Here is a 15,450-nt window from a genome sequence, read left to right as displayed (position 1 = left end):
GTCATCGACCGGCGATCAGCTTCAGTCCGAGCCCGATGAAGATCATGCCGGCGATGCGATCGAGCCAGAGCGGCGCACCCGGCCGCCGTTGCAGCCACTGCCCTATGCCGCCGGAGAAATAGCCTAGCGCCCCGAACAGCACGGCGGCCTGCAGCGTGAATGTCAGGCCCAGCTGCACCGTCTGCAGCGCCACATGGCCGTTGTCGGCAATCACGAACTGGGGCAGGAAGGAAAGGAAGAACAGCACGACCTTGGGATTGATCGCATTGGCAAACAGGCCCTTGGCAAACAGCGCGCGCAAGGGCAATTGCGGTCCGGCCACCGTTCCCACCTTGGCGCCGCCGCGGCTGCGCAGCGCCTGCACGCCCAGCCACAGCAGGTACAGGCCGCCCGCCACCTTCAATGCGCCGAACGCCATCGGCGACGCCGCAATCAGCCCGCTGATGCCGACCGCGGCAAGCAGCGTATGGCTCAGGCACCCGAGCGCGCAGCCCAGCCCGAACACCATGCCCTGCCTGCGCCCGCGCGAGACGCCGAAGCCCAGCACCATCAGGTTGTCCGGACCGGGCGACGCGGTGATCAGGATGGCCGCGGCAAGGAAGGCGAAGAACTGTTCGGGCGTGAGCATGGACGATGGGCAGCGATGAATCGGAGCCGCATGATACCGCGCCGCGGCAGGATCGCGACGGCCCCGGCTTACCGTCAGCCATCGAGCGCCGTTGCCAGAAGGCTTGCGACAGGCAGTCAGCGCAGCGTGTCGGGAGGTCGGGCTCGCGGGCTCACAGCACCTTGCCGGGGTTCATCAGCTGATGCGGATCGAGCGCCTTCTTTATCGCCGTCATCAGCTCCATTTCCACGTCTGACTTGTAGCGCCGTATCTCGTCGCGCTTGAGCATGCCCAGTCCATGTTCGGCCGAAATCGAGCCGCCGAACCGCACGGCGCTGTCATGCACGATCAGGTTGATGGCCTCCTGATGTTGAATGAAGGCTTCATCCGCCATCGCCTCCGGCGCCGACACGTTGTAGTGAAGGTTGCCATCGCCAAGATGCCCGAAGGTCACCATCCGGCATCCGGGAAAGGCCTGCTGCAGCAGCGCGTCGGTCTGGCCGATGAACTCGGCGATCGACGAAATCGGCACCGAGACATCATGCTTGACATGCTTGCCCTCGGCGGCCTGGGCCAGCGTGATGTGTTCCCTGAGGCTCCACAGTGCCCTGGACTGCGCAATGGACGAGGCAACGACCGCATCGCACAGCACCGCGCCTTCCATCGCCTCCTCGACCACTGCTTCGAGCATGGCAGTGGCATGCGCTTCCGATTCGCTGTCGGAAATCTCCAGCAGCACATACTGGGCATGGGCGTCCTGGAATCCGGTCCGCATCTGCGGAAAATGCCTGGCCACCAGCGCAACGCTGCATGCCGACATCAGTTCGAATCCGGTCAGGCCTGCAGCGCAGGTGGCTTGCGCCATCGCCAGCAGGCGCAGCGCATCCTGCGGCGTATTCAAGCCTGCCAGTGCCGTCACCTGCGCCTTCGGCTGCGGGAACAGCTTCAGCACGGCGGCGGTGATGATGCCCAGCGTGCCTTCGGCGCCGATGAAGAGGTTGCGCAGGTCGTAGCCGGTATTATCCTTGCGCAGTCCCCGCAGGCCATCCCAGACCTTCCCGTCCGCCGTCACCACTTCCAGTCCCAGGCACAGGTCGCGCATGCTGCCATAGCGCAGAACGGCCGTGCCCCCGGCGTTGGTCGCCAGGTTGCCGCCGATGGTGCAACTGCCTTCGGCCGCCAGCGACAGCGGAAACAGCCGGTCCGCCTTGCTGGCCGCGTTCTGCACCTCTTCCAGTATGCTGCCGGCCTCCACCGTGATGGTGTTGTTGACGAGATCGATGGCACGGATGCGGTTCATGCGTTTCAGGGACAGCACGACCGCGTTTCCCGCAAGGTCGGGCACGCTGCCCAGCACCAGGCCGGTATTGCCGCCCTGCGGCACCAGCGGCACCTTCGCCTCGGCGCACAGGGCAACGACGGCCGCGACCTGCAGGGTATCGGCGGGGCGCAGCACGGCGGCGGCACTGCCGGTGAACCGGCCGCGCCAGTCGGTGAGGTACGGCGCCATGTCTTCCGGCGCGGTCAGCACGTGCATGGCGCCGAGGACCTCGCAACAGGCATGCAGGAATTCAGGACGGGTCATCAGCGTTGCTCCTCCTTGATTATTTCTCGCCCCAGGGCATGTCTTTCCACAATTTCTGGAATTGCTCGTCGCTTTCCTTGAGCTCGGCTTCATAGCGGTCCGGCGCCAGATAGCGCACTGGCGCGAAGGCCTGCGTTGCCTTCTTTTGGAACTCCGGGTTGGCGATGGCCTTCTCGGTAGCGGCCACGAGGCGGCCGCGTATGTCCGCCGGCAGGCCCTTGGGCGCAGCCAGGCCGCGCAGCGACACCAGGTTGATGTCGTAGCCCTGCTCCTTGAAAGTCGGCACATCCGGCGCCAGCGGATTGCGTGCCGCGCTCATCACGCCGAGATGGCGCAAGGGCGTGCCGGCCTTGGCAAACTGCTGGGCCTCGCCGATATTGACCGCGGCCACGTCGATCTGCTGGCCCTGCGCCGCGGTGCGCACTTCCGACGCGCCCTTGTACGGCACATGGATCATCTGCACATTCGCAATCTTCTGGAACAGCAGCATCGCCAGATGGTCGTCCGAGCCGGTGCCGGTGGTTCCCACGCTGATCTTTCCCGGCGTGGCTTTCGCCTGCCTTGCCAGCTCCTGCAGGGACTTAATCGGACTGTCGGCATGCACCGAGAAATTGCCCGGGTCGTCCACGATATTGCCGAGCAAATCGAAGCTGCGCCAGGTAAAGGTCGTCTTGCGCTCGATCGGTATCGTCAACACGTTCGGCGTGTTGATCAGGCCTATCGTATAGCCGTCCGGCGCGGAGCGCGCCAGCTCGCTGAACCCGATCGCGCCGCCCGCGCCCGGCTTGTTGGAGACGACGATTCTGGCGTTGTTGCCAAGCTCCTTTTCAATGAAAGGCGTGAGCAGGCGCACCACCATGTCCGACCCGCCGCCCGCCGCGTAGGCGACGATCAGGTTGATCGGCTTGCTTGGGTAGGTGCTTGCGTCAGTCGCCGCACCCACGCCGGGAGCGAGCATCGCCGCGACGGCCACCAGGGGCGCCAGCATGGCGGGCAGGGAATTGCGCTTGCGGGCGAACGGTTGTCTGGACATGGTTTGTCTCCTTCTCCATTGGGATGGATGGTTTTAATGAAAGCCGGGCAATCAGACGAGATGCCGGATGTGGATAAGCCGGCGCACGTGCTGGACCGTGAGCACATGCGCCACGATCTTGCTACAGCAGCGCTTGCCTGAGACGCTGCGCATAGACAGGCCAGACTTCCGGATTGACGAGCCGAGGCGGCCTGTTGCCCCCTGCCAGCAGGACGATCTGCTCTGCGGCGATCTTGGCGATGTTGTAGCGCGCTTCATGCGACACACCGGCGGTGTGGTGGGTAGCGACCACATTGTCCATCGCAAGCAAGGGGTGGTCGGCAGGCGGCGGCTCGACGCTCCATACGTCCAGCCCGGCGCCGCGCAGGTGACCTGTCTGCAGCGCATGCGCCAGTGCGGCTTCGTCATGGATGCCGCCGCGCGCCGTGGTGATGAACAGGGCGCCCTGCTTCATCGCCCGGAAGGCAGCGGCATCGAACATGCCCAGCGTCTCCTTGTTGCGCGGGCAGTGCAGCGAGACGATATCGCAGCGGGCCAGCAGTTCATCCATGGCAACCGGCGTCGCGCCCCTCTGCTCTATTTCCTGCGCAGTCAGATAGGGATCGGTCGCCAGGACCGTCATGTTGAACGCATGGGCCAGGATGGCCATGCGCGTGCCGATATGCCCCATGCCCACCAGGCCGAGCACCCTGCCGCCGATGTCGTGGCCCATCACCTCTTCCCGGCTGAAGCGCTCGCCGCGGCGCAGCCGCCGGTCCTGTTCGCACAGCCGCCTGGAGACCGCGATCATCAGGCCGAAGGCTTGCTCCGCCACGGACATCGCATTGCCGCCGGCCTGGTTCACCACGGCTACGCCGGCCTTCGTGCATGCCTCGACATCGATGGTGTCGTAGCCTGCGCCCGACGAGGAAACGCACAGCAGGTTCGGGCAGCGCTGCAGCAGTTCATCGGTCACATGCCACTGCGCGGGCAAGTCGTCCCGTGACGCCATCAGGTGATACACCTGCGCCTGCGCCAGCTTGCTCCAGGCTTCCTGATCGGCGCCGCTGACGGAAAACACGTCGAGATCGACGCCGGCATGGCTGCCTACCAGTTCATCGAAAACCGGATTGGTCCAGGTGCCCGAGCGCACCACCTTGAGTTTGACTGTCATTACGCTGCCCTTTCGTCAGTAGCGATGTGTTCGAAGGGAACGGCCTGCCGGTCGAATGCGACAAGGCGCTCCATCGTCATTTCATTGATGCCGCAAATTCCCAGCATGGCCATGTTCCTGGAGACTTCTTCCTTCAGCAGCGCGATGCCGTGGGCGACTCCGGCCTTGCCGGCCACCGCGGCGGCATAGGCGAAAGGCCTGCCGACGAAGGCCATGCGCGCGCCCAGCGCAAGCGCCTTCAGCACATCCGAGCCACGGCGCACGCCGCTGTCGATCATCACCGGCGTCGTCCCGGCCGCCTCGACGATCTGCTGCAGTACAAGCAAGGGGGCGACGCTGCCGTCAAGCTGGCGACCGCCGTGGTTCGACACGATGATGCCGTCCACGCCGATGCGGCAGGCCATCATCGCATCGGCGCTGCCAAGCACGCCCTTGATCACCAGCGGCCCCTGCCACAGGCTGCGGATCAGCTTCAGGTGCTCCCAGGTGAAATGCCCGCGGTCCGAGAAATCCCTGACGACATTGGCAGACAAAATGGGCGCGCCGCGCGTGGCATAGTTGTTCTCGAAGTGCGGCATGCCGTGTTGAACCAGCGTGCGGGCGAACGTGCCGAGCAGCCAGGACGGTCGCGACATTCCATCCCATGCGAGACGCAAGCTCGGGCGCAACGGCGTTGAAAACCCGGTGCGGACATTGTTCTCCCGGTTGGCCTGGGCCGGCGTGTCGACCGTGATCACCAGGGTCGTGAAGCCGGCAAGCGCAACGCGTTCAATCAGCGCCTTGATCTGCGCGACCTGGCCCGGAAGATAGGCCTGGAACCATGCACCTTTTGACACCCGCGCCACTTCCTCCAGCGGAATCAGCGACGAGCCGCTCATGATCATCGGCACCCGTGCTTCCTCGGCCGCCTGCGCCAGCACGATATCGCCGCGGTAGGACGTCAATGCGCTCAATCCCATCGGCGCTATGCCGATCGGCGAAGCATAGGTCTCGCCGAACAGGGTCACGGTTTGAGAGCGCTTGGATACGTCCACCATCACCTTGGGCAGAAATGCATAGCGGCCATAGCTTTGCGCATTCAACCGCAGAGACGCATTGGTCTCCGCGGCTCCGGCGATGTAACCAAACAGCGGTCTCGGCAGGTGCCGTCTGGCGGCGGCTTCGAAGTCGTCCAGACAGAGCACCGACTGCAATCGGCGTGTCGACATCCTTGTCTCCCTCATGGCGGCCCTGTGCCGGCGAGGCCGGCAATTCTGGTTAGGCAAGCGGTGGATGGCCCGTTGGCATCAGCGCCCCAGGTCGCAGCCTTTCGCGGCCAGCGTCGCGTCCACCCAGCTACGGCCCCATGTGCCGTTCTCGATGTCGACCAGCGTTTGCTGCTCGTCCCGCGACTTCGCGCTCGCCTTTTCCAGTACGCTGCCGGCATCCCGCGGATTGATCACCACAACGCCGTCCGCGTCGCCGACGATGATGTCGCCGGGATGGACCACAACGCCGCCGCAGACCACCGGAAAATTAATCTCGCCCGGGCCTTCCTTGTAAGGCCCGGCCGGCGTCACGCCCGCTGCATAGACGGGAATGCTGACGGTCCTGAGGCGGTTCACATCGCGGATCGCGCCATCGATGATGATGCCGCCCAGCCCGCGCTTGATCGCCCACAGCACCATCAGTTCGCCGATCAGCGCGTTGGACATGTCGCCTTGGCCGTCAACCACGATGATGTCGCCCGGCGCCGCCAGGTCGAGCGCCTTGTGCAGCAGCAGATTGTCGCCGGGCCTGACCTTGACGGTGAAGGCCGGTCCGGCCAGCGGGTTGTCGTTGTACGGCCTGATCGCCGGATGCATGCAGAAGGTGCGGTTGATGCTGTCGCCGATATTGGCGACCGGGAGATGCCTGAAGGCGTCGATGACGGCCGGGTCGGGACGAACGATCGCTTCGTTAATGCGCATACCCACGTTTGGCATTTCAGTCTCCTTGAGTGGTTTTATTTGCCATGGACAGATCATAGGTTTGCAAAAGTCATCTGTCTAATATATGTTTTGTAGCTTACCCATACTTTAAACAGATACGATATGGAGTTACGTCACCTGCGGTATTTCGTCGCCGTCGCCGAGGAGCTTTCCTTTACGCGCGCCGCGGACCGCCTGCACATCGGACAGCCGCCGCTGAGCCAGCAGGTGCAGGCGCTGGAAGAGGAAATCGGCGCCGTGCTTTTCGACCGCTCGCGCCGCACGATACGGCTGACCGAAGCCGGGCGGATCTTCCTGGAGGACGCTTACCGCGTATTGGCCTTGGCGGCCGGCGCGGCGGAGACGGCGCGTCGGGTTGAAAAGGGCGAGATCGGCCAGTTGAAGATCGGCTTCATCAAGTCCACCGCCTTCACGCCGATTTTTCCGAAGATCATCAACACCTACCGCACCCGGTACCCGAACGTGAAGCTGGTGATGCAGGAAATGTCGACCATGCGGCAGCTGGCCGCCCTCGAGGACCACTCGCTGGACCTGGCATTCATCCGGCCGATAAATACCGATATTCCGACCCAGATCGCGATGACGACCCTCCAGAACCATCAGCTGTCAGTGCTGATGCCTGACAATCACCGGCTGGCGGATATCGCGCATTTGTCGATCGATGACCTCAGGAATGAGGACTTCGTGATGTTTCCGCGGGATGAGGGCACGACGCTGAACCTGGAGATCTATCGGCTCTGCGCCGAGGCGGGCTTTACGCCCAAGGTCACGATGGAAGCACGCGAGGTGGCCACGATCACGGGCCTGGTAGCGGCCCGCTGCGGCATTTCCATCCTGCCCGACCTGTTCCAGAGCCTGGGCATCAAGGGCGTGCTGTTCCGGCCCTTCGATACGCCCAGCGTGATCACCCAGCTGGCGCTGGCAAGCCGCGCATCGGAATCCGGCGCCATTCCGCGGGCGTTCTTCGATATCGCAAGGGAACTGGTTGCGCAACGGGATGGCATCCAGCCGGAGCGGGTGTAGAAACCAGGCATTTTCTGCCTGAGGCCGCGACGTTGATCTACGCCTCGGGAAGCGGCGCGTCAACCAGCAGATCCGGCGACAGCGCGCGTATCCTGCGGTCGACGAAGTAGCCGCCCGCTTCCACATAGCGGAGGAACGTCCGGCCGCAGCGCACGCATGCCGATACGTTGGCGCGGTTGCAGGGAAAATAGCGCGGCGCAATGGGCGCATCCGGCGATCCATAGCGTGTCCCGGCCGGATGATATTCCACGAATGTCGGCTCGACATAGGGGTCTTCCAGAAGCGTGCCCACGTCCCTGAAATCCGTGTCGGCCAGCGCCAGCGGAACGCTTTGCCAACTGCGCAGGGTGTGGGACGAACAGGCGCATGCGGCGCTGACGTTGGACGATGCAATCGCCAGGGAAACCAGATCGGGGAAGGTCAGCCTTGCCAGCTCGGCCATAAATGATTCGTCTTCTGAGGAAGGATTGAATGAGATCGCGTCGCCCAAGGATCACCGGCAAACAAGCCGGCAACGCTGCACTCTCCTGGCAATGGGAGCAAGGTGGATTGACGTAATCTCTCGGAGCTTGCAACCATATCGCCCACTACAAGCACACCTTTGCCCCGTTTCACGCGCAGCCAAGGTCTTGCATCGGGTTGTGATACTGAGGCGCACCCGGAAAAGAAAACAGCCACTCGGAAGCGGCTGTTTTCAGTGATTGCTTTGGCGGAGACGGAGGGATTCGAACCCTCGATACAGGTTTAAGCCCGTATGCTTCCTTAGCAGGGAAGTGCCTTCGACCACTCGGCCACGTCTCCACACGTTGACGGTATTGCATGTCCGTCCAACGAAGTCCCGCATCATAACTTCTGAAGGGGACTTGGTCAATGGCAACCGGCGCTAAATCAGGCTTTTTCCAGCTCGAACGCCTTGTGCAGCACGCGCACCGCCAGCTCCATGTATTTCTCGTCGATCAGCACAGAAATCTTGATTTCGGAAGTAGAGATCAGCTGCATGTTGATGCCCTCTTCCGACAGCGTGCGGAACATCTGCGAGGCCACGCCCACATGGCTGCGCATGCCCACGCCCACCACGGACACTTTCGATACCTTGGTGTCGCCGACGATGTTGCCCGAGCCGATGTGCGCTTTCACGCTGGTGTTGAGCACGTCCATTGCGCGGTTGTACTCGCCGCGCGGCACGGTGAAGGTGAAGTCGGTCCTGCCGTCCACGCCCTGGTTCTGCACGATCATGTCGACATCGATGTTGGCGTCGGCGATCGGGCCGAGGATCTGGTAAGCGATGCCGGGACGATCGGGCACCTGCATGACGGTGATCTTGGCTTCGTCGCGGTTGAATGCGATGCCGGTGATGGTGGCTTGTTCCATGTGTGTATCTTCCTCAAACGAAATCAGGGTGCCGGAACGCGCTTCCTCTTCCAGCGGGATCATCGGGTCGGTCAATGACGACAGCACCCTGGTCGGCATGCGGTAGTTGCCGGCGAATTCCACCGAGCGGATCTGCAGCACCTTGGAACCGAGCGACGCCATTTCCAGCATCTCTTCGAAGGTCACGGTGCGCAGGCGGCGGGCGTCGCTGACCACGCGCGGGTCGGTGGTGTAGACGCCGTCGACGTCGGTGTAGATCAGGCATTCGGCCGCCTTCAGCGCTGCCGCCACCGCCACCGCCGAGGTGTCGGAGCCGCCGCGGCCGAGAGTGGTGATGTTGCCGTTGTCGTCCACGCCCTGGAAACCGGTGATGATCACGATGCGGCCGGCGTCGAGGTCGCGCTTTACGCGGGCGTCGTCGATCGACTGGATGCGCGCCTTGGTAAAGGCCGAATCGGTCCTGACCGGCACCTGCCAGCCGGCATAGGACACCGCGTCCTTGCCGATGGACTGCAGCGCCATCGCCAGCAGCGCCACCGAGACCTGCTCGCCGGTGGAGGCCAGCATGTCCAGTTCGCGCGGATCGGGCTGGGCCATCACTTCCTTGGCCAGGCCGAGCAGGCGGTTGGTTTCTCCCGACATGGCCGACGGCACCACAACGATCTGATGTCCGGCGTCATGCCACTTGGCGACGCGCCGGGCGACATTCTTGATGCGCTCGGTCGAGCCCATCGAAGTGCCGCCGTATTTATGTACGATTAAAGCCATGGGAAGTGTGATGAGTGGAAAAACAAACGCACGATTTTACAGGCCGTAACACAGACTGACAAGAAGTTGCAAGCCGGGCTCGGGCGAGCGGCGCGAGCCGGCGCGCTGCCGCCAGCAGCCCTGCCAGGATCAGATCAATCGGATTCCCAGCGCAGCAGCACGGCATCGCCCATCGCGGCATGCCGCACGTCCATGCCCAGGCCGGCAACGAACACCAGCTCGCCGTTCAGGTACAGCAGCGGCGACCAGAGCCGGCGCCACGGCGCGACCTCCGCCTCCTGGTACAGCGCCTTGAGGCTGCGCGACGGCCGGTTCGCCGCCACCTTCAGCCGTTCCTGCCCAGCGCGTGGATGCAGTATCAGCGGATGGCGCCGCAACTCTTCCTGGCTGATCCCCAGCCCGTCGGTGGGCTCCAGCACCAGCCTGCCGCGCCAGGCGGGCACAGGCAGTTCGGCTTCGCCCTCCCAGCGCAGAGTTATCGGCGCCTCCGGCGGCGTGCCGAGCCGGGGATGCAGTTCCAGCCTGCTGCCGATGCGGCGCAGCGTCATCGGCCCGAAGTCGAAGAAGGGATGCATATCGCCCGCCGCGCCCAGCATCTGGCTGCGGATTTCCTCCAGGCGCGACGCGCTTGGCAACTGCACCCGGTTGCGGTACAGCCAGTGCCTCAGCAGGTTGTCGGCGCGCTGAGCGGAAAGCGTCTGCAGCGCCGGCACATACAGCGGCGCGCTCCAGTCGGCGGCCCGGCAGGCGGCAAGGTCGATTTCGGCCAGCTCCTGCAACAGCGCCTGGGCGCTCTGCACATGGCCGGCGCTGCGCGCCACCAGCGGCGCAAAGCCCGGAAAATGCCGCTCCAGCACCGGCGCCACATCCTGGCGCAGCGCGTTGCGACGATAGCGCGCGTCGGCGTTGGATTCATCGGTGACGTGGCTCAGCCCTGCCTGGCTGCCGAACGCTTCCAGTTCAGCGCGGCGCAGTCCCAGCAGCGGCCGGCCGAGCGCCACGCCGTCGCCCAGCAGGTCATGGCCGGGCTGAAACGGCGCCATGCCAGACAGGCCCGGCAAACCGGCGCCGCGCAGCAGTTGCAGCAGCACGGTTTCGGCCTGGTCGTCCTGGTGATGCGCGGTCAGCAGCAGGCTGCAGCCCGTTTCGCGGCATAGCTCGCCCAAGGCCCGGTAGCGGGCAATCCGCGCCGCTTCCTCCACGCCCCGGCCGCCGCCATCGCCCAGGCGGACATTGCGCGACAGCATGGGCACGCCGCAGGCCGTAGCCTCGCGCGCGCAATGCGCCATCCAGGCATCGGCATTCGGGCTCAGGCCGTGATGGATATGAAACGCCGTCAGTGCAAGGTTGTGCACTTCTGCATGACGGCTTGCCAGGTGCAGCAGCACCGACGAGTCCAGGCCGCCGCTGAAGGCGATGCCGATGCGCAGCGCCGGCCCGGAAACGGCAACGCGCGCCAGGATCGCTCCCAGCGCGCGTTCATACGCAGCGGCGACGCCGCCTTCCCTATTCAGGCTGCGAGATTTCCTTGAATTTGCCATAGCTCATCAGCTTTTCATGCCGCGCGGCCAGCAGGTCGCGCACCGGCATGCCCTGGAACTGCCGCAGGCTGTCCGCCAGCGCGCGCTTCAACATCGAGGCCATCTGCTTCGGGTCGCGGTGCGCGCCGCCCAGTGGCTCGGTGACGATCTTGTCGATCAGGTTGATGGCCTTCAGGCGATGCGCGGTCAGGCCCAGTGCCTCGGCCGCATCCGACGCGCGCTCCGCGGTTTTCCAGAGGATGGAGGCGCAGCCTTCCGGCGAGATCACCGAATAGGTTGCATATTGCAGCATCAGGACGGCATCGCCCACGGCAATCGCCAGCGCGCCGCCGGAGCCGCCTTCGCCGATGATGGTGGCAATCAGCGGCACCTTCAGTTCGGCCATCACGTACAGGTTGTGGCCGATCGCCTCGGACTGGCCGCGCTCTTCGGCATCAATGCCTGGAAAGGCGCCGGGCGTGTCGACGAAGGTGAAGATGGGCAGGTTGAATTTCTCCGCCAGCTTCATCAGCCGCATTGCCTTGCGATAGCCTTCCGGCTTGGGCATGCCGAAGTTGCGCATCGCGCGCTCCTTGGTGTCACGGCCCTTTTGATGACCGATCACCATGCAGGCCTGGCCATTGAAGCGGGCCAGGCCGCCGACGATGGACAGGTCGTCGGCATAGCTGCGGTCGCCATGCAGCTCATGGAAGTCGGTGAAGATCTCGTTGACGTAGTCCATGGTGTACGGACGCTGCGGATGGCGCGCGATCTGCGACACCTGCCAGGGCGTGAGCTTGGCGTAGATATCCTTGGTCAGCTGCTGGCTCTTGCGCGAGAGCCGTTCGATCTCTTCGGAGATGTCGACCGCGGAATCATCCTGCACGAAACGCAGTTCTTCGATCTTGGAATCGAGTTCTGCAATAGGTTGCTCGAAATTGAGGAAAGTTACCTTGCTCACCGTGGCTCCTTGGGATTCGACAGGCGGGAAATTCGGGAAAAGTCAGTATTCTACCGGGACTGGCTCGAGGCTACGCCACATGTACCAGGTGGCGACCGTGCGCCACGGCTCCCAGTTGGCGGAGACTTCGCGCGCATCGCTGCGCGAGACGGGCTCGCCGGAGAAATAATTCATGCTGATGCCGCGCAGCAAGCCGACATCGTCAAGGGGCAGAATATTAGGGCGCAGCAGATTAAAGATCAAGAACATCTCGGCGGTCCAGCGGCCGATGCCGCGAATCTGCAGCAGCTCGGCGATGACTTCCTCGTCGTCCATCTCCTCCCACTTTGCCACATGCACCCGCTTGGCCTTGAAGTGATCGGCGAGGTCGAGGATGTACTCGGCCTTGCGCCGCGACAGGCCGCAAGCGGCCAGCTGCTCCGGGCCGGCCTTGATCACATGGACAGGCGTGCATTTCTGGCACGCCGCCAGCAGCCGCTGCCAGACGGTTTCCGCCGCCTTCACGGAAATCTGCTGGCCGACGATGGAGCGCGCCAGCGTGGTGAACGGGTCGCCGCGACCCACCAGGTGCAGGTCGCCAAACATCGGGATGATGCGACGCATGATGCGGTCGCGCTTCATCAGTTCCTGCTTGGCGTCTTCCCAGTAAGCGGGAACGAACAGCTGGGTATCGCCCTGTAAGCTCTTGGCCATGCCGATTACGCCCGGCGCCATTCAGTCACGCCGCCCGCCTTGTCCTCGAGCACGATGCCATCGGCCAGCAGTTCGGCGCGGATGCGGTCGGCCTCGGCGAAATCCTTCGCCTTCTTGGCCGCGGCGCGGGCCGCGATGCGGGCCTCGATGCCAGCTGCGTCGGCATCGTCCTGCGCGCCGCCGTGGAGGAAGGCCTGCGGCGTGCGGCCCAGCAGGCCGACCACCTCGCCCAGCGCCTTCAACTGCCGCGCCAGCGTCGGCGAGCGGGTCTTGTTGACTTCATTGGCCAGTTCGAACAGCACGGCCATCGCTATCGGCGTATTGAAGTCGTCATTCATCGCCTCGGCAAAGCGCACCGCATGGTCTTCAGACCAGTCCAGCGGCTGCTGGTCCGGCGCCACCTCCTTCAGCGCGGTGTAGAGCCGGGTCAGCGCGCCGCGCGCATCGGCCAGATGGGCGTCCGAATAATTGAGCTGGCTGCGGTAGTGGGCGCGCAGGATGAAGAAACGCACGACCTCGGCATCGAAATCCTTCAGCACTTCGCGGATGGTGAAGAAGTTGCCCAGGGACTTGGACATCTTCTCGTTGTCGACACGGACGAAGCCGTTATGCATCCAGTAATTCACGAAGGTTTCGCCGGTCGCGCCTTCGGACTGCGCTATTTCATTCTCGTGATGCGGGAACTGCAGGTCCTGGCCGCCGCCGTGGATGTCGAAATGCTCGCCCAGCAGCTCGCATGCCATGGCCGAGCACTCGATATGCCAGCCCGGACGACCGCGTCCCCATGGCGAATCCCACTTCACCGCGTCGGGTTCCGATTCCTTGGCCGCTTTCCACAAGACGAAGTCGAGCGGATCGCGCTTGCCGCTGTTGACATCGACCCGCTCGCCGGCACGCAGGTCGTCCAGCGACTTGCCGGATAGCGCGCCATAGCCGGCGAAGTCGCGCACCGAGTAGTTCACGTCGCCATCGCCGGCCTTGTAGGCCAGGCCGTTGCGTTCCAGGCGGCCTATCAGCCCCAGCATCTGCGGCACGTGGTCGGTGGCGCGCGGCTCATGGTCCGGCCGTTGCACGCCCAGCGCCGCGGCGTCCTCGTTCATCGCGGCGATGAAGCGGCCGGTCAGCTCGCCGATGGTTTCATTGTTTTCCACCGCGCGCCGGATGATCTTGTCGTCGATGTCGGTAATGTTGCGCACATAGGTCACCTCAAATCCCTGCGCGCGCAGCCAGCGCTGCACCAGGTCAAACACCACCATCACGCGGGCATGGCCCAGGTGGCAGTAATCGTAGACCGTCATGCCGCATACATACATGCGGACCTTGCCGGGTTCGATTGGGGTAAATGCCTGTTTCTCGCGCGCGAGGGTGTTGTAGATCTTTAGTGCGGTCATGAATGGATGCTGTGTGGGCCGGTAACGGGACTAGTCGGCACCCGCAGTGCCGACATGCTGGAGGGCGAGGCGGCGCGGCGGTGGCACGGAACCTGTGCCTGGCGCTTATTTTGTTAAAATGCGGTTTCGCGCGGCAGTATAGCACCGATGAATCACCGTTCCGGCGCGAAGCGCCCTCCCCGGACGCGCCGCACCGCAGCACCGAAACGTCTTTCCACCCCTTCGATGAGCAATAAGGAAGCACAGATGCAAGGCATGCGCCGTACCCTGACGACCCTGGCCACCGTGGCCGCCCTGACATTGACCGGCCTGGCCGCCGCGGCCGACGCGCCGCAGGTCCTGCTCAAGACCAGCATGGGCGACATCACGGTGGAATTGAACCAGGACAAGGCGCCGAAGAGCAGCGCCAATTTCCTGCAGTATGTAAAGAGCGGCCATTACAATGGCACGGTATTTCACCGGATCATCAATAACTTCATGATCCAGGGCGGCGGCTTCGACGCATCCGGCAAGCAGAAGCCGACCAATCCCCCGATCGAGAACGAAGCCGCGAACGGCCTGAAAAACGAACCCTACACGCTGGCGATGGCCCGCACCTCGGTGCCGAACTCGGCAACCGCGCAGTTCTTCATCAACGTGAAGAACAACGCCTTCCTGAACTATCCCGGCCAGGACGGCGCCGGCTATGCCGTATTCGGCAAGGTGATCAAGGGCACGGACGTTGTCGACCGGATCAAGGAAGTGCAGACCGGTCCGGGCGACGTGCCTGCCAAGCCTGTCATCATCGAGTCAGCCAGCCTCGTCAAGTAAGCGGCAACGGACCTCCCATTTTCAAGCTTCCCATTCATCCAACCATCAAGGAATCATCATGGCTGTCCAACTCACCACCAACCACGGCGTCATCAAGCTGGAACTCGACGCCGACAAGGCGCCCAAGACCGTCGAGAACTTCCTCAACTACGTCAAGGCCGGCCATTACGATGGCACCATCTTCCACCGCGTGATCGACAACTTCATGATCCAGGGCGGCGGTTTCGAGCCGGGCATGAAGCAGAAGCCGACCAATGCGCCGGTGGAAAACGAAGCCAAGAACGGCCTGAAGAACGAAGCCTACACCGTGGCCATGGCGCGCACCTCCGACCCTCACTCGGCATCGGCGCAGTTCTTCATCAACGTGAAGAACAATTCCTTCCTCGACTACCCGGGCCAGGACGGCTGGGGCTACTGCGTCTTCGGCAAGGTCATTGAAGGCCAGGACGTGGTCGACAAGATCCGCGCCGTGCAAACCACCCGCAGCGGCATGTTTTCCGACGTGCCGGCGCAAAACGTCGTCATCGAAAAAGCGGAAATCGTCTGACCGTTTACACCTTTGCGA

Annotated in this window: 15 protein-coding genes and 1 tRNA gene; 3 read left to right on the top strand and 13 right to left on the bottom strand. The window is 63.7% G+C overall.

Features of this window, described 5'->3' with window-relative positions; translation table 11 throughout:
* Position 1: 1 nt before the first annotated feature.
* The 6 genes from ABC383_RS03770 to ABC383_RS03745 form a co-directional block, all read right to left on the bottom strand.
* Entirely contained in the window at positions 2-628 is a 627-nt protein-coding gene (locus tag ABC383_RS03770; protein WP_413012043.1) for a LysE family translocator, read from the bottom strand.
* 151 nt (positions 629-779) lie between these two features.
* A complete protein-coding gene (locus tag ABC383_RS03765; RefSeq protein WP_413012042.1) occupies positions 780-2,192 on the bottom strand; it encodes an FAD-binding oxidoreductase in 1,413 nt (470 codons plus the stop codon).
* 19 nt (positions 2,193-2,211) lie between these two features.
* Positions 2,212-3,225 carry a tripartite tricarboxylate transporter substrate binding protein gene (locus ABC383_RS03760; RefSeq protein ID WP_413012041.1) on the bottom strand — a complete coding sequence of 338 codons (1,014 nt, stop codon included), beginning with the start codon at positions 3,223-3,225 and terminating at the stop codon, positions 2,212-2,214.
* Positions 3,226-3,346: 121 nt separating this feature from the next.
* Positions 3,347-4,378 (bottom strand): hydroxyacid dehydrogenase, encoded by a 1,032-nt coding sequence (locus ABC383_RS03755; protein WP_413012040.1) that lies wholly within the window; start codon positions 4,376-4,378, stop codon positions 3,347-3,349.
* Positions 4,378-5,586 (bottom strand): alpha-hydroxy acid oxidase, encoded by a 1,209-nt coding sequence (locus ABC383_RS03750; RefSeq protein ID WP_413012039.1) that lies wholly within the window; start codon positions 5,584-5,586, stop codon positions 4,378-4,380. Before ABC383_RS03750 ends, ABC383_RS03755 begins: the two co-directional genes overlap by 1 nt.
* 78 nt (positions 5,587-5,664) lie before the next feature.
* Entirely contained in the window at positions 5,665-6,342 is a 678-nt protein-coding gene (locus ABC383_RS03745) for an RraA family protein (protein WP_413012038.1), read from the bottom strand.
* A gap of 108 nt (positions 6,343-6,450) precedes the next feature.
* On the opposite strand from ABC383_RS03745, the gene ABC383_RS03740 reads away from it, so the two are divergent.
* Positions 6,451-7,371 carry a LysR substrate-binding domain-containing protein gene (locus tag ABC383_RS03740; protein ID WP_413012037.1) on the top strand — a complete coding sequence of 307 codons (921 nt, stop codon included), beginning with the start codon at positions 6,451-6,453 and terminating at the stop codon, positions 7,369-7,371.
* Positions 7,372-7,408: 37 nt separating this feature from the next.
* Here ABC383_RS03740 and ABC383_RS03735 read toward each other — a convergent pair whose 3' ends face one another.
* From ABC383_RS03735 to cysS, 7 genes are all read right to left on the bottom strand, one after another.
* Positions 7,409-7,813: a hypothetical protein gene (locus ABC383_RS03735; RefSeq protein ID WP_413012036.1), complete on the bottom strand. Its 405-nt coding sequence runs from the start codon at positions 7,811-7,813 to the stop codon at positions 7,409-7,411.
* Positions 7,814-8,078: 265 nt separating this feature from the next.
* Positions 8,079-8,172, bottom strand: a tRNA-Ser gene (locus tag ABC383_RS03730).
* Between the two features lie 87 nt (positions 8,173-8,259).
* Positions 8,260-9,510: an aspartate kinase gene (locus ABC383_RS03725; protein ID WP_413012035.1), complete on the bottom strand. Its 1,251-nt coding sequence runs from the start codon at positions 9,508-9,510 to the stop codon at positions 8,260-8,262.
* Between the two features lie 134 nt (positions 9,511-9,644).
* Positions 9,645-11,051: a tRNA lysidine(34) synthetase TilS gene (gene tilS, locus ABC383_RS03720; protein ID WP_413012034.1), complete on the bottom strand. Its 1,407-nt coding sequence runs from the start codon at positions 11,049-11,051 to the stop codon at positions 9,645-9,647.
* Positions 11,017-11,991, bottom strand: coding sequence for an acetyl-CoA carboxylase carboxyltransferase subunit alpha (locus ABC383_RS03715; RefSeq protein ID WP_194711037.1), 975 nt, complete (start codon positions 11,989-11,991; stop codon positions 11,017-11,019). Before ABC383_RS03715 ends, tilS begins: the two co-directional genes overlap by 35 nt.
* Before the next feature lie 42 nt (positions 11,992-12,033).
* Positions 12,034-12,684, bottom strand: coding sequence for a DNA-3-methyladenine glycosylase family protein (locus tag ABC383_RS03710; RefSeq protein ID WP_413012033.1), 651 nt, complete (start codon positions 12,682-12,684; stop codon positions 12,034-12,036).
* Between the two features lie 5 nt (positions 12,685-12,689).
* Positions 12,690-14,075 carry a cysteine--tRNA ligase gene (cysS, locus tag ABC383_RS03705; protein ID WP_413012032.1) on the bottom strand — a complete coding sequence of 462 codons (1,386 nt, stop codon included), beginning with the start codon at positions 14,073-14,075 and terminating at the stop codon, positions 12,690-12,692.
* Between the two features lie 246 nt (positions 14,076-14,321).
* Here cysS and ABC383_RS03700 point away from each other — a divergent pair, with 246 nt between their 5' ends.
* Together ABC383_RS03700 and ABC383_RS03695 are read left to right on the top strand one after the other, a co-directional pair.
* Positions 14,322-14,885: a peptidylprolyl isomerase gene (locus tag ABC383_RS03700; RefSeq protein ID WP_413012031.1), complete on the top strand. Its 564-nt coding sequence runs from the start codon at positions 14,322-14,324 to the stop codon at positions 14,883-14,885.
* A 58-nt stretch (positions 14,886-14,943) separates the two neighbouring features.
* Positions 14,944-15,432 carry a peptidylprolyl isomerase gene (locus ABC383_RS03695; RefSeq protein ID WP_413012030.1) on the top strand — a complete coding sequence of 163 codons (489 nt, stop codon included), beginning with the start codon at positions 14,944-14,946 and terminating at the stop codon, positions 15,430-15,432.
* Positions 15,433-15,450: the final 18 nt, after the last annotated feature.

Source organism: Noviherbaspirillum phoenicis (assembly GCF_047237965.1).
Classification (GTDB): domain Bacteria; phylum Pseudomonadota; class Gammaproteobacteria; order Burkholderiales; family Burkholderiaceae_D; genus Noviherbaspirillum_A.
This window is presented reverse-complemented; position numbering and strand designations above follow the sequence as displayed.

Excerpts from the sequence above, each read along its gene's own strand:
- ABC383_RS03770 (WP_413012043.1), bottom strand. The coding sequence starts at position 628 with ATGCTCACGCCCGAACAGTTCTTCGCCTTCCTTGCCGCGGCCATCCTG.
- ABC383_RS03765 (WP_413012042.1), bottom strand. The coding sequence starts at position 2,192 with ATGACCCGTCCTGAATTCCTGCATGCCTGTTGCGAGGTCCTCGGCGCC.
- ABC383_RS03760 (WP_413012041.1), bottom strand. The coding sequence starts at position 3,225 with ATGTCCAGACAACCGTTCGCCCGCAAGCGCAATTCCCTGCCCGCCATG.
- ABC383_RS03755 (WP_413012040.1), bottom strand. The coding sequence starts at position 4,378 with ATGACAGTCAAACTCAAGGTGGTGCGCTCGGGCACCTGGACCAATCCG.
- ABC383_RS03750 (WP_413012039.1), bottom strand. The coding sequence starts at position 5,586 with ATGTCGACACGCCGATTGCAGTCGGTGCTCTGTCTGGACGACTTCGAA.
- ABC383_RS03745 (WP_413012038.1), bottom strand. The coding sequence starts at position 6,342 with ATGCCAAACGTGGGTATGCGCATTAACGAAGCGATCGTTCGTCCCGAC.
- ABC383_RS03740 (WP_413012037.1), top strand. The coding sequence starts at position 6,451 with ATGGAGTTACGTCACCTGCGGTATTTCGTCGCCGTCGCCGAGGAGCTT.
- ABC383_RS03735 (WP_413012036.1), bottom strand. The coding sequence starts at position 7,813 with ATGGCCGAGCTGGCAAGGCTGACCTTCCCCGATCTGGTTTCCCTGGCG.
- ABC383_RS03725 (WP_413012035.1), bottom strand. The coding sequence starts at position 9,510 with ATGGCTTTAATCGTACATAAATACGGCGGCACTTCGATGGGCTCGACC.
- tilS (WP_413012034.1), bottom strand. The coding sequence starts at position 11,051 with ATGGCAAATTCAAGGAAATCTCGCAGCCTGAATAGGGAAGGCGGCGTC.
- ABC383_RS03710 (WP_413012033.1), bottom strand. The coding sequence starts at position 12,684 with ATGGCCAAGAGCTTACAGGGCGATACCCAGCTGTTCGTTCCCGCTTAC.
- cysS (WP_413012032.1), bottom strand. The coding sequence starts at position 14,075 with ATGACCGCACTAAAGATCTACAACACCCTCGCGCGCGAGAAACAGGCA.
- ABC383_RS03700 (WP_413012031.1), top strand. The coding sequence starts at position 14,322 with ATGCAAGGCATGCGCCGTACCCTGACGACCCTGGCCACCGTGGCCGCC.
- ABC383_RS03695 (WP_413012030.1), top strand. The coding sequence starts at position 14,944 with ATGGCTGTCCAACTCACCACCAACCACGGCGTCATCAAGCTGGAACTC.